We start from the raw sequence: 12,365 nt of genomic DNA, 5'->3' as shown, positions 1-12,365 counted from the left end.
CGTGGCCAGCAGCACCGGTTTGCGCTGGCGACCCGCCGGCAGCGGCCAACTGGCTTGCTGGGTCATGGCCAGACCGGGCGGGATGATTTGCAGCGCGTGCTTGCGGCAGGTGAAGGGCTGCGCACTGTGCTGTCCGGCGACGTGGAAGGCGTAGGGCGGTCCTACGTTGCAGCTGATCCGGAAATGCGGCACAGCCGCCACCGCCTGCACCGGGCCAGGCACCCGGGCGCGTGCCAGCACCAGGTGCGGGCTGCGCGAAGGCCAGACCTCGCGGTGGATGCCCGAGGCGTCGAGCCCATCGACAACGGATAACAAGGGCGTGTTCGGCATGCCGCGCATCTTATGCCGGGCGCGAGAAGGCGTCTGTCGGTGAACGACAATAGCGGCATGACACCCGCCACAGCCCAACTGTTGACCCCCAGACGTCTGATGATGGCTTCGGTGGTGGTGGCCCTGTGCACCATTGCGCTCAAGACCCTGGCCTGGGTGGTGACCGACTCGGTCGGCCTGCTGTCGGACGCGATGGAGTCGCTGGTCAACCTGGCCAGTGCGGTTTTTGGCCTGGTGATGGTGACCATCGCGGCCCGCCCGGCCGACGACGACCACCCCTATGGCCACCACAAGGCGGAGTATTTTTCATCCGGCTTTGAGGGCATTCTGATCATCGCGGCGGCGATCGGCATCGTCTGGGCCGCCGCCGGGCGCCTGCTCGATCCCCAGCCTTTGCAGCAAGTGGGCTGGGGTCTGGCGCTGTCGGTGGCCAGTTCGGTGCTCAACGGCTTGCTGGCCTGGGTGATGTTCCGTGCCGCGAAAGAACACCGCTCGATCGCCCTGGAGGCGGACGCCAAGCACCTGGTGACCGATGTCTGGACCTCGGTCGGGGTGGTGATTGGCATCACGCTGGTGCATATCTCGGGCTGGTTGTGGCTGGACCCGGTGGTGGCCATTGCCGTGGCGCTCAACATCCTCAAAGAGGGCTACCACTTGCTCTGGCGGTCGTCCCAGGGTTTGATGGACGAGGCGGTGGAGCCCGATGTGCTGGAGACGATTCACCAAACCCTGGCCGGTTTTGCGCACCGGCGCGACGAGGTGGAGATCGTGCGTTTCGACCACCTGACCACGCGCAAGGCCGGGCAGCGCCGCTTCGTGGACCTGCATATGCACATGCCCGCCAGCTGGACGCTGGGCCGGGCGGCGGCGGTGCGGGGCAGTGTGGAGCAAGCCCTGATGAGTGCGGTGCCGGGTTTGCGCGCCACCATTCAGCTGTTGCCCAGCGATGTGGAAGCGCACTTTGACGACGAGGTTGATTTGATTTGATCGCCCTGTTGCAGCGCGTGAGCCAAGCCCGGGTCGAGATCGCGGGTGAAACCGTGGGCGCCATCGGCGCGGGCTTGCTGGTGTTGTTTTGCGCCGAGCCCGACGACACCGAGCTGCTGGTCGAAAAAATGCTGGCCAAGATCCTGAAGCTGCGCATCTTTGCCGACGATCACGGCAAGATGAACCGCAGCGTGCAGGAGGTGGGCGGCGGCTTGCTGCTGGTCAGCCAGTTCACGCTCGCCGCCGACACGCGCAGCGGCAACCGCCCCGGCTTCACCGGCGCCGCACCGCCGGCTTTGGGTGAAGCGCTGTTCAACCGTTTCGTGGTGCGGGCGCGGGCCGAGCACCCCGTGGTTCAGACCGGGCGGTTTGGCGCCGAGATGCAGGTGCACCTGGTGAACGATGGGCCGATCACCATCCCGCTGCGCATGAACGCTTGAGCGCTGGCCCGGGGCCGTTTCAGGCGTAAGGGTTGGGCTGGCCGAGCCCGGCCAGGATGCGGATTTCGTGCGCTTCCATGGCTTGTGCATCGGCCTCGCTGGTTTCGTGGTCCCAGCCTTGGGCGTGCAAAGTGCCGTGCACCAGCAGGTGCAGGTAGTGCTCCGCCAGCGATTTGCCCAGCTCCCGGGCTTCTTTCGCCACCACCGGCGCGCACAGCACCAGGTCGGCCATCACCAGCGGATCGGTTGCGTAATCGAAGGTCAGCACATTGGTCGCGTAGTCCTTGCCGCGGTAGTCGCGGTTCAAGGCCTGGCCTTCTTCGGCGTCCACGATGCGCACGGTGATCTCGCCGTCGGCAGCCAGTGCGTGGCGGATCGCGCGTTGCACCCGGTGGCGAGGCAGCGCCGCGCGGTGCGGGGCCGGGTCGGCCAGTTCGGCGAACTGCAGCGACAGGGTCAATGCGGGCAGAGGCATGGCGTTTCCAGAAGGCTTAGGCGGTCTTGCGGCGCGCGCGTTTGGCGGGCGGCTGGGCGTCGTCTGACTGCGGGTGGCGCGCATCGTAGGCGTCCACAATGCGGGCCACCAGGGGGTGGCGCACCACGTCGGCGCTGCTGAGGCGGGTGATGGCGATGCCGGGCACGCGCTTCAAGACCCGCTCGGCGTCGATCAGGCCGCTGAGCTGGGTGTGCGGCAGGTCGATCTGGCTCACATCGCCGGTCACCACGGCTTTGGAGCCGAAGCCGATGCGGGTGAGGAACATCTTCATCTGCTCGCAGGTGGTGTTCTGGGCTTCGTCCAGGATCACAAAGGCGTGGTTGAGCGTGCGCCCGCGCATGAAGGCCAGGGGCGCGATCTCGATTTGTTGCCGCTCGAACGCTTTCACCACCTTGTCGTAGCCCATCAACTCGTACAGCGCGTCGTACAGCGGGCGCAGATAAGGGTCGACCTTCTGGCCCAGATCGCCTGGTAGAAAGCCGAGTTTTTCGCCGGCTTCCACCGCCGGGCGGGTGAGCACGATGCGCTGCACCGCGCTGCGCTCCAACGCGTCCACCGCGCAGGCCACCGCCAGGTAGGTCTTGCCGGTACCGGCCGGGCCAATGCCAAAGGTGATGTCGTGGCTGGCCATGTTGTCGAGGTAGCGCGTCTGGTTGGCGGTGCGCCCGCGCACTTCGCCACGCCGCGTCTGCATGCCCGGGGACTCGCCGTTCTCGGGCATGGCGGTGTCGCCGCTGAGCATGAGTTGCACGGTTTCCGCCGGAATCGGCTTTTTCGCCATCTCGTACAAAGCCTGCAAGACCTCCAGCGCCTGGTTCGCCCGGGCCTTGGGGCCGTCGATGCGGAACTGCTCGAAGCGGTGCACCACCTTCACCTGCAAGGCGGTCTCTATGGTGCGGATGTGGCTGTCCAGCGGGCCGCACAGATGGCCCATGCGCAGGTTGTCGGGTGGGGTGAAGGTGTGTCGCAGAATCATGGGATGTACAAAAGCTTGCGCTCTATTGTCACCGTTCTGTTGTGTTGGGCGGCCTGGCCGGTGCTGGCCCAGGTGCAAGAGCTTACACAGGCGCGGGTGTTTTTCGACGGCCAGCTGGGTGGAGCGGGCGTGGCGGTCTCGCTGCCGCATGCCTGGGAGGCGCAGGTGCCCCCGCAGGTGCGCCGGGTGACCTACCGCCTGGAGCTGCCGGACTTGAACGGGCCAGAGCTGTTGGGTGTGTACCTGCCGCGGGTGTGCAGCAACGCCGAGGTGTATCTGAACGGCGAACTGCTGGGCAGCGGCGGGCGCATGAGCGAGCCGGTGACCCGCAACTGCTATTTCCCCCAGCTTTTTAATCTGCCGCGCGCCTTGATCCGGCCCGAGGGCAACCAGCTGACGGTGGTGGTGGCGGGTTTTCCGGTGCAACAGGTCTCGGCGCGGCAACGGGCCCCGGGCTTGTCGGCGGTGGCGGTCGGCCCCATGCAGGTGCTGTTGCCGCGCTACGAAACCCAGCTGTTCTGGAACGTCACTGTGGCCCAGATCATTGCCAGCACCATCGGGCTGCTGGGTTTGGCCATGCTGGGCCTGGCGGTGGTGCGCCGGCAAGACAGCTACCTCATGTATTTCGGTCTGTTCACGCTGGGCTGGGCGCTGCTCAGCGTGCGCTTGTTTGTGCGCGAGGTGCCGCTGGACAACTGGACCACAGAGCTGCTGATCTGCAGCAGCTTTCCGCCGGTGCTGGCCTGCTTTTTCCTGTTCTTGATGCGCCTGGTGGGGCGGCGCATGGTTTGGGTGGACCGGTTTCTTTGGGCGCAGGCCTTGCTGGTGCCGGGTGTGCTGTGGTTGGTGGGGCCCGAACGCCTGTTGCCGTTTGCCAGCGGCGTCTACAACCTGCTGGCGCTGGAGTTCGTGTTGTGCGCGGCATTCTTCAGCGTGGTGGGCTGGCGGCATGCGCGGCGCGAATTCTGGCTCATGAGCGGGGTGCTGGTGCTGGCCTTTGTGCTGGTCGGGGTGGAAATCGCTTTGCAGAACGCCTGGCTGCCGCTGCCGAAAATCCACGTCATCCATTTCGCCATGCCCATCATCGTGGGCGTGATCGGTATCCGGCTGGTGCAGTTGTTTGTCGAGGCCTTGAACCAGTCGGAGTCGGCCAATTTCCGGCTGGAGCAACGGGTGGCCGAAAAATCGGGCGAGATCGAACGCAGCTACGCCGAACTGGTGGAGTTGCGGGCGCACGAGGCGGCGCGGCAGGAGCGCAGCCGCATCGCTTCGGATTTGCACGACGACCTGGGCGCGCGCCTGTTGTCGATCGCGCAGTCGGGCGCCGGTGCCGAGGTCGCGGGCATGGCGCGCGAAGCGCTGGACGATATGCGCTTGTCGGTGCGCGGCATGACCGGCTCGGCAGCCCTGGCGGTGGACGCGGTGGCCGACTGGCGTGCCGAGGTGGTCTCGCGCCTGGACGCGGCCGGCTTGGGCGTGCACTGGAACGCCGAAGAACCCGACGAGACGCTGGTCTTGCCCGCGCGCACCCACGTGCAGCTCACCCGCATCCTGCGCGAAGCGGTGTCGAATGTGATCCGCCACAGCGCAGCCGCATCGTGCTGGGTCACGCTCGCGTTGGACGACAACGAGGTGCGCCTGGTGGTGGAGGACGATGGCCGGGGCTTTGACGCGCAGGCCGTGACCCGCCAGGGCCGCGCCGGCCATGGCCTGCCCAACATCGAGCGGCGGGTGCGCAAGTTGAACGGTGTGCATGCGTTTGCCCACCGTGTGGGCGGTGGTACCCGGCTCGACGTGTGTGTGCCGCTCGACAGTGGCAATTCCGCTAACATGCCCTTGCATGAAAACCGCGCTGATCGTTGAAGACCTGCCCGAAATCCGCTTGTGGTTGGAACAAACCGTCCAGGCCGCGTTTCCCGCGCTCACCATTGCCACGGCGGGGCGCTGCGACCAGGCGCTGGAGCTGATCGCCCACCAGACCTTTGATCTGGCCTTGATCGATCTGGGTCTGCCCGATGGCTCCGGCATCGACGTGGTGGGCGCTTTGCACCACCACCAGCCCAAAGCGCTGCCGGTGGTGGTCACCATTTACGACGACGACGAACACCTGTTTCCGGCCTTGCAGGCGGGCGCATTTGGCTACCTGCTCAAGGAGCAGCCGCAAGACGTGCTGACCGCGCAACTGCTGCGCATGGCACAAGGCGAGCCACCGCTGTCGCCCCCGATCGCCCGGCGCGTGCTGGCGCACTTTGCCAGCGCGCCGCAGCGCCGCCAGGTGGTGTGGCGCCAGGTGGAAGAGGAAGTGGCCCTGACGGTGCGCGAAACCGAGGTTTTGCAGCGCGTGGCCAAGGGCTATACCTTGCCCGAAATCGCGCAGCAGTTTGGCCTGTCGCGCCACACCGTGGCCGACTACATCAAGCAGATCTACCGCAAGCTCAACGTATCGTCGCGCGCCGAGGCCACGCTGGAAGCCGCACGGCGCGGGCTGGTGCAACCCTGAACCCACTGAAAGACGCTTTTGATTGGACGCTTGACCGGCACCCTGGCCGACAAATCCCCGCCGCAGTTGCTGATCGACTGCAACGGCGTGGGCTACGAAGTGGACGTGCCCATGAGCACCTTCTACAACCTGCCCGAAGTGGGTGAGAAGGTTTCGCTGCTCACGCATTTTGTGGTGCGCGAAGACGCACAAATTCTCTACGGTTTTGGCAACGCAACAGAACGCGAAGCCTTTCGCCAGCTCATCAGGATTTCCGGCATCGGGCCGCGCACCGCGCTCTCGGTGCTCTCGGGCATGAGCGTGGCCGATCTGGCCCAGGCGGTGACGGCCCAGGAAGTGGGCCGCATCATCAAGGTCCCCGGCATCGGTAAAAAAACCGCCGAACGCCTGCTGCTGGAACTCAAGGGTAAGCTGGGCGCCGACCTCGGCCCTCTGGGCGCGGGGCCGGCGCAGAGCGATGTGCAAAGCGACATCCAGCAAGCGCTGATGGCGCTGGGCTACAACGAGAAAGACGCCGCCGCCGCACTGAAGGCCTTGCCAGGCGGCGTGGGTGTGAGCGAAGGCATCAAGCTGGCGCTGAAAGCCTTGACGAAGTAAGCGGCCAAGGCGGCAACTGCCGCCTCTTCTTACATGCGTCGCGTGTGGGGTCTACAGGGCTTCGCGTCAGATGTTGCTGGTGCCGCCGTCCACCACCAGCTCGCTGCCCACAATGAAGGAGGATTCGCCCGAGGCGAAAAACACCACCGCCTGGGCGATCTCCACAGGGTTGCCAAACCGAGCCAGTGGCACTTGCGACGTGATGTGCTGCGCCAAGTCTTGCAGTTGCTCGGTGGCCAGGCCCATCTTGCCGTAAAGCGGCGTTGAAACGGGTCCAGGGCTCACCGCGTTCACACGAATGCCACGGCCGATCAACTCGCCCGAGAGTGTGCGTGCCATCGAAATCAACCCGGCTTTGCTGGCCGCATAAACACTGGAGTTGGGCATGCCGATGCGGGCGTTGATGGAGGTGTTCAACACGATCGAGGATGGATTCGCCAACAGAGGCAACAGCTTTTGCACGAGAAAAAAGGGCCCCTTCAAATTGATGGCCATCGTCCGGTCAAAGGCGGCCTCGTCAAACGCCTCGACGGGTCGGAAATCGGCCACGCCTGCGTTGATGAACACCGCGTCGAGCCCGCCGAATTCGGATTTCAGGGTATCTGCCAACTGCTGTTGCGCGGCCACATTGCCCGCGTCGCAGGCGATCGCCAGCACGTTCGATCCCAGTTCTGCCTGGGCCTGAGCAAGGCGGATGGGGTCGTGGCCCGTGATGGCCACCCGGGCGCCTTCGGCAAGAAACTGGCGCGCCGTCTCCAGGCCGATGCCGGTGGTGCCGCCGGTGATGAGTGTGCGCAGATGGTCGAGTCGGTTCATAAAAAATGTCCTTGATATTGAATGGTCGGTCAATAACGACCGCAAGAAAAGGCGCCGAAGCGCCGGGGTTGATCCGCTAGGCCGTCGTCTGGCTTTGCGGGAACGAGGGGGGAGCATCGTCAGTCGGGATGTTCCAGAAATTTCAGGCCCAGCTGGGTGAGTGGCGCCAGCAGTTGCGGATCGTCCAGTGCGCGGGCCGTGACGCGCAGGCCGCTCATCAAGGTCATCAAAAGAGCCGCGAGCTGTGGCGCCGGTCGGCGTTGCGCAATCGACCCGTCGCGCTGTCCGCGCTCGACAGCGGTTTGCAACAAGCCTTGGGAGCTGTGCCACTTTTCGCGCAGGTGCGCGGCAATCGGTTCGGCGTCCAGGCCTTCCATCAGACCGGCTGAGACGATGCAGGTGTGCACCGCTGGATCGGGGTGCATGCAGTCGTGCAGCAGGCCATCAAAAAGCAGATGCACCGCCTGCAAGCCGCTGGGGGCCGCCAGCATGGCCTCACGGGTTTCCGCCATGCGGTCGGCCACACAATCGAGCGACTGCAGGTACAGCGAGCACTTGTCGCCAAAGGCGTTGTACAGGCTTTGTTTGCCCAGGCCTGAGGCCTCGGTGAGCATGGCCAGCGACGTGCCGGTGAATCCGTGTGCGACGAAAACGTCGGTCACACGCTCGCGAACGGCTTGGTCGTCAAAGGCTCTGGGTCGGGACATGGGCGCATGCTACATCAATGTTGACCGATTGGTCAACATTGATGCAAAGCATCCAGCAAAAAGCCTCAAGCCGGATTCAGAGAGGCCGTGCGGCCTGCTTGCCCGCCGCGCTCACATCGCTTCGCGCACGATGCGGTTGTTCACCGCTTGCGCCGGGCGGGCGTTGTTGGGGAACAGTTGCGAAAACAGGCGCAACTGGCTGCGGCTCAGGGTCATGGGTTGTTTCAACACCATCCACAACACGCCTTCGGTGCAGGGCGGTGTGGTGAGGGAGCCGATGAACTGGTAGTAGCGCTGGTCTTGTGGCAACAACTCCACCAGGTTGATGAGACCCACTGGCAGCTTCACGCGGTCGGCCACGTCCAGCGGCATGTGGGTCCAGACTTTTTCCACCAGCGGGCTGCTGGCGCCCGGGTCCATCAGCACCGCCAGCACGGCCAGCTGGCCTGCGGCGTTTTTGTGCACCAGGTGCACCACCATGGAAAAGCCCTTGTAGTTGACCTTTTCTTCGGCCGGGTGGTGGAAATGGAACTGCACCAGCTTGTAGACCGAGCCACGCACCGCGAGCGTGTTGTCGCCCTCTACATCGACCTGGATGGTGTGGCCGTTGTTCACCACCGAGCCGTTGCTGGCCTGGTAGTTGAACAACAAGGGCTCGGCTGGACCGGGCAAGGTGGCGCCTTCTTCGATGTGTATAGGCGACTGGCGCTGGCCGGTGGCACAGGTCTCGTATTCGGGCTTCAGCTGGCTCCAGTTCTGCGGGCCGGTTTCGCCGTCGTAGGTCCAGTGCGCTTCACCGCCTGCGTGCCCCGCAGCAGTAGCGGCGCGTGCCGGTTCGGTGCGCCCCGCCAGGGCCGAGGCTTTGGCGCGGATATAGGCACGGCTGCTGGGTTTGGGCGCACTGCTGTGCAGGTCAGGGCTATGGGCCAGGGCGGCGGTGTGTGCGGTGGCGCTTGCAGGGCCGCTGCCGTGGGCCGGGTTGTGCGCAGGCTTTGGGCTTGCGTGCGCCGTGTCTTTTTGCCGGGCCTGGGCTTGCAAGACCAGGGCCTGCACTTGCATGGCTGCCGCCAAGGTTTGGGCGTCGGGTGTGTCCGACACCGACGCCGTGGTGGGTGCGCCAGATCCGGCCGGTGCGTGGGCGGGTTTGGTCGTCGCCGCAACTGGCCCGTGTGTCGATCCGTGGGCTTGGGCTTGCTCGGCTCGGGCCGAGCCCAAACCCAGTGTGCTTGCGGTCACGGCCAGACCACCGGTGAGCAGCCAGCGCATGGCCATGGAATGGCTGCGGGGCTGGTCAAGGCGGGCGGAGGTGGTTTTGTGCATGGGAATGGCCGTGAGGGGGGATACTTGGCATATCGGACCCATCGCGCCCAAATTGAGAAAAACCCGGCTTCACCGGTCTCAAATGGGCGCCACACACCGCACACGCATGAGCATCCAGACCGACGATTTTTTACCCGCGCCACCGCGCCGCATGGTGGAGGCGGTGGCCGAGTCTCCGCGCGAAGAGGCGATCGAACGCGCCTTGCGCCCCAAGCTGCTGGACGAGTACGTGGGCCAGATGAAGGTGCGCGAGCAGCTGGAGATCTTCATCGGCGCGGCCAAGAAGCGCGGCGAAGCGCTGGACCATGTGCTGCTGTTTGGGCCGCCCGGCCTGGGGAAGACCACGCTATCGCACATCATTGCCCAGGAGCTGGGCGTGAATCTGCGCCAGACCAGCGGCCCGGTGCTGGAAAAGCCCAAGGACCTGGCCGCGCTGCTGACGAACCTGGAGCCCAACGATGTGCTCTTCATCGACGAGATCCACCGGCTCAGTCCGGTCGTCGAGGAAATCCTGTACCCCGCGTTGGAGGACTACCAGATCGACATCATGATCGGTGAAGGCCCGGCGGCGCGCAGCATCAAGCTCGACCTGCAGCCTTTCACCCTGGTGGGCGCGACCACGCGCGCCGGCATGCTGACCAACCCGCTGCGCGACCGCTTCGGCATCGTGGCGCGGCTGGAGTTTTACACCGCCGACGAGCTGACCCGCATCGTCAAGCGCAGCGCGGGTTTGCTGAACGTGCCGGTGGAGGCGGACGGTGCGTTCGAGATCGCCCGCCGTTCGCGCGGCACGCCACGCATTGCCAACCGCTTGTTGCGCCGGGTGCGCGACTACGCCGATGTGAAGGGCGATGGCCGTATCACGGTGGACATTGCGGGCCGTGCGCTGACCATGCTCGATGTGGACCCGCAAGGCTTTGACGTGATGGACCGCAAGTTGCTGGAGGCGGTGATCCACCGCTTCGACGGCGGGCCGGTGGGGCTGGACAACATCGCCGCCAGCATCGGCGAAGAGCGCGACACCATCGAAGACGTGATCGAGCCCTACCTGATCCAGCAAGGCTTTTTGCAACGCACACCGCGCGGACGCATCGCCACGCTGGCGGCCTACCAGCATCTGGGCGTGGTACAGCCCAAGGGTCGATCTGATTTTTTTGAACCTTGAGCCGGTTCAAGGCGTTGCGCTCTTACGCTGGCGTCTGGGTTCTCGCTGTCGCCCGCTTTTCTGAGCTTGGGGAACGGGGTGTACCCGGTTGGTACTGAAACAGCACTGTCCCGCAGCCGATGAGTCCGGCCGCCGCGAGCAAATGTTCCGGGGCTGTTTCGCCCAGCATGTTGATGGCGATGGCGCCACCGATCACGGCCGCGACCGAACCGATCTGACTCAGGTAGACCGGCCCGGCGAGGTGTTGAAGCAAAAAGTAGAGGCTGTACAAAAGGCTGAAAAGCGCCATCTGTGCGACCAGAAGGCCCCACGCCGTGGGAGAGGGAAAAAGGGCAGCGAGTCCGCTGACGCTCCATGCCAAGGAAAACGGTGCCAGCAGCAGTCCGCCACCCAGCAGCATGATGGCAGCCAAGTAGGTGGGAGACGCACCAATGGGCCATCGACGCGTTCTGTAGATATTTCCCAAGGCGATCAAGATGGGCGACAGAGAGGACAGGCCGACCCAAAAGAACGGAGCGTCGGCTGTAGACACCTTGGTCAAGGCTAGAAGGCAGCCGCCAGACAAGCCCAGCGCAACGCCCAGTGCTTTCCTGGGATGGAAACGATCCATGCCGAGCAACAGGGCAAGGGCATAGGTCAGCAAGATGGGAAATGCAAAGGTCAGTGACAAGAAGCCTGCACCGACATGTGCCACAGCCAAAAAGCCGATGGCGTTGGGTAGCGCAAAAAGCAAGCCCGCGACCAGGCCGTATTCCAGGACTCTTCTGTTCAAGACGGGTGCCGGCTGGTTCCAGCGTTCTTTGCCAAGCAAGACCACCCCAGCGCCCAACATGGACAAGGTCAGAAGCGACAAAGGCGCAGCACCGGCATGAACGGCCAGTTTGGCGATCACCAGGGACAAGCCCAGTAGACTGCCCACGACCAACAGAAGCCCCGCCGCCATGAGGTGCAGCCGCCTTTTGCGGGGATGGTGGAGTGGGTGGGTTGTCATATAGTGATCCCAAGTGGTTTCCGAGTCGCGGTTATTTGACTTGATGGATTGTATCTTAATATCAAGATAAAAGAGATGTCTGTATGGATCGTGCCGAACTGGCTGCCGCTCAGTGGGCCAAAGAGATGCCGGGTTTGGACCTATTGCCCATGGAGGTCGTCGGTCGATTGAGCGAAGCGACGCAGCTGATCAGTCGCTCCCGGCTCGAGCCCCTCTTTGCCAGCTTCGACCTGCAACGGGGCGAATTCGATGTGTTGGCTACCTTGAGGCGGGCTGGTGCCCCCTACGCGTTGACGCCGACCCTGTTGTACGGTGCGACGATGATTTCCTCAGGGGGCATGACAAACCGCCTGGACCGACTGGAAAAGGCCGCGTTGATCGAGCGCCAACCCAACCCGGAAGACCGACGAGGGGTGCTGGTTGCCTTGACGGAAAAGGGCTTGGAGCTCGTGAATCGGGTCGTCCCTGCGCACGTGGAGAACGAGCGACAAGCCTTGTCGGTGTTGACCGAAGAAGAGCAAATCCAGCTAAACGGGCTGTTGGCCAAGCTGCTCCACCATTGGGGATGAGTCGGTCGAACGCCATCGGATCGGCACACCGCCAGCACGCTGTGGCCGGCGGCTACTACCTACGAAGCATGGGCCGTTGATCCTCAACGAGATGGCGCGAAGCTGCCTTCGCCTCTCGATCGACCGACACGGGCTCGCGCAGCCACCCCATGACCATCAGACACTGCGCAGCGTAGTAGCTGCTCAGCACCCAGACGCTGGCGTGAGGCAGTGGCGTGATGAAGCGGTTGACGGCGAGCGTCAGGTCGCTGACCAAGAAACAGAGGGCGCCGAAGGCGACCATGCGGCTGGACGCCGTGCCCAGCGTGGTGGCACGGTCCAGCGCGGTACCCGCCATGGTGGTGATGGCCAGCACATAGATCGCCACCGGTATCTGCATGGCCGCAGGCAGTCCACCGTTCCACAACACGGCGTAGGCCACCAGAGCGAAGGCGGTCAGCATCAGCCAGGCCCGTTGCGCGGCACCCCAGG

The 12,365-nt window shown here is 64.5% G+C and carries 15 protein-coding genes; 7 read left to right on the top strand and 8 right to left on the bottom strand.

What is annotated here, in order from left to right:
* Positions 1-330 (bottom strand): hypothetical protein (locus tag ABYB95_RS07880; RefSeq protein ID WP_372657925.1); only part of this gene is annotated, 330 nt, incomplete at its 3' end.
* Positions 331-387: 57 nt separating this feature from the next.
* Between ABYB95_RS07880 and ABYB95_RS07875 the strand changes: the two genes are divergently transcribed.
* Positions 388-1,317, top strand: coding sequence for a cation diffusion facilitator family transporter (locus ABYB95_RS07875; protein ID WP_372657924.1), 930 nt, complete (start codon positions 388-390; stop codon positions 1,315-1,317).
* On the top strand, positions 1,314-1,757 hold the full coding sequence (gene dtd / locus ABYB95_RS07870; protein WP_372657923.1) for a D-aminoacyl-tRNA deacylase: 444 nt from the start codon (positions 1,314-1,316) through the stop codon (positions 1,755-1,757). Before ABYB95_RS07875 ends, dtd begins: the two co-directional genes overlap by 4 nt.
* 19 nt (positions 1,758-1,776) lie before the next feature.
* Here dtd and ybeY read toward each other — a convergent pair whose 3' ends face one another.
* Positions 1,777-2,232, bottom strand: a complete 456-nt coding sequence (gene ybeY / locus ABYB95_RS07865; RefSeq protein WP_372657922.1) for an rRNA maturation RNase YbeY — start codon at positions 2,230-2,232, stop codon at positions 1,777-1,779.
* 16 nt (positions 2,233-2,248) lie between these two features.
* The gene (locus tag ABYB95_RS07860) at positions 2,249-3,229 is read right to left on the bottom strand and encodes a PhoH family protein (RefSeq protein WP_372657921.1); all 981 of its coding nucleotides are present in this window, start codon (positions 3,227-3,229) and stop codon (positions 2,249-2,251) included.
* 15 nt (positions 3,230-3,244) lie between these two features.
* Between ABYB95_RS07860 and ABYB95_RS07855 the strand changes: the two genes are divergently transcribed.
* The 3 genes from ABYB95_RS07855 to ruvA are packed head-to-tail and all read left to right on the top strand — an operon-like array spanning position 3,245 to position 6,326.
* A complete protein-coding gene (locus ABYB95_RS07855; RefSeq protein ID WP_372657920.1) occupies positions 3,245-5,092 on the top strand; it encodes an ATP-binding protein in 1,848 nt (615 codons plus the stop codon).
* Positions 5,070-5,729: a response regulator gene (locus ABYB95_RS07850; RefSeq protein WP_372657919.1), complete on the top strand. Its 660-nt coding sequence runs from the start codon at positions 5,070-5,072 to the stop codon at positions 5,727-5,729. Before ABYB95_RS07855 ends, ABYB95_RS07850 begins: the two co-directional genes overlap by 23 nt.
* A gap of 18 nt (positions 5,730-5,747) precedes the next feature.
* A complete protein-coding gene (ruvA, locus tag ABYB95_RS07845) occupies positions 5,748-6,326 on the top strand; it encodes a Holliday junction branch migration protein RuvA (RefSeq protein WP_372657918.1) in 579 nt (192 codons plus the stop codon).
* 66 nt (positions 6,327-6,392) lie between these two features.
* Here the strand turns inward: ruvA and ABYB95_RS07840 are convergent, their stop codons facing one another.
* From ABYB95_RS07840 to ABYB95_RS07830, 3 genes are all read right to left on the bottom strand, one after another.
* A complete protein-coding gene (locus ABYB95_RS07840; protein ID WP_372657917.1) occupies positions 6,393-7,142 on the bottom strand; it encodes an SDR family oxidoreductase in 750 nt (249 codons plus the stop codon).
* Positions 7,143-7,261: 119 nt separating this feature from the next.
* Entirely contained in the window at positions 7,262-7,849 is a 588-nt protein-coding gene (locus tag ABYB95_RS07835) for a TetR/AcrR family transcriptional regulator (RefSeq protein ID WP_372657916.1), read from the bottom strand.
* Between the two features lie 111 nt (positions 7,850-7,960).
* Entirely contained in the window at positions 7,961-9,169 is a 1,209-nt protein-coding gene (locus ABYB95_RS07830) for a carbonic anhydrase (RefSeq protein WP_372657915.1), read from the bottom strand.
* A 106-nt stretch (positions 9,170-9,275) separates the two neighbouring features.
* Here ABYB95_RS07830 and ruvB point away from each other — a divergent pair, with 106 nt between their 5' ends.
* Positions 9,276-10,334 carry a Holliday junction branch migration DNA helicase RuvB gene (ruvB, locus tag ABYB95_RS07825; protein WP_372657914.1) on the top strand — a complete coding sequence of 353 codons (1,059 nt, stop codon included), beginning with the start codon at positions 9,276-9,278 and terminating at the stop codon, positions 10,332-10,334.
* A 22-nt stretch (positions 10,335-10,356) separates the two neighbouring features.
* Here ruvB and ABYB95_RS07820 read toward each other — a convergent pair whose 3' ends face one another.
* Positions 10,357-11,235 carry an EamA/RhaT family transporter gene (locus ABYB95_RS07820; RefSeq protein WP_372657913.1) on the bottom strand — a complete coding sequence of 293 codons (879 nt, stop codon included), beginning with the start codon at positions 11,233-11,235 and terminating at the stop codon, positions 10,357-10,359.
* 173 nt (positions 11,236-11,408) lie between these two features.
* Between ABYB95_RS07820 and ABYB95_RS07815 the strand changes: the two genes are divergently transcribed.
* Positions 11,409-11,894, top strand: a complete 486-nt coding sequence (locus tag ABYB95_RS07815) for a MarR family winged helix-turn-helix transcriptional regulator (protein WP_372657912.1) — start codon at positions 11,409-11,411, stop codon at positions 11,892-11,894.
* Between the two features lie 55 nt (positions 11,895-11,949).
* Here the strand turns inward: ABYB95_RS07815 and ABYB95_RS07810 are convergent.
* Positions 11,950-12,365: lysoplasmalogenase (locus tag ABYB95_RS07810; RefSeq protein ID WP_372657911.1), on the bottom strand; the 416-nt coding region annotated here is incomplete at its 5' end.

Source organism: Hydrogenophaga sp. (assembly GCF_041633695.1).
Taxonomy (GTDB): domain Bacteria; phylum Pseudomonadota; class Gammaproteobacteria; order Burkholderiales; family Burkholderiaceae_C; genus Hydrogenophaga.
Note: the sequence above shows the minus strand (reverse complement) of the source record. Positions and strands in the feature narration are given on the sequence as shown.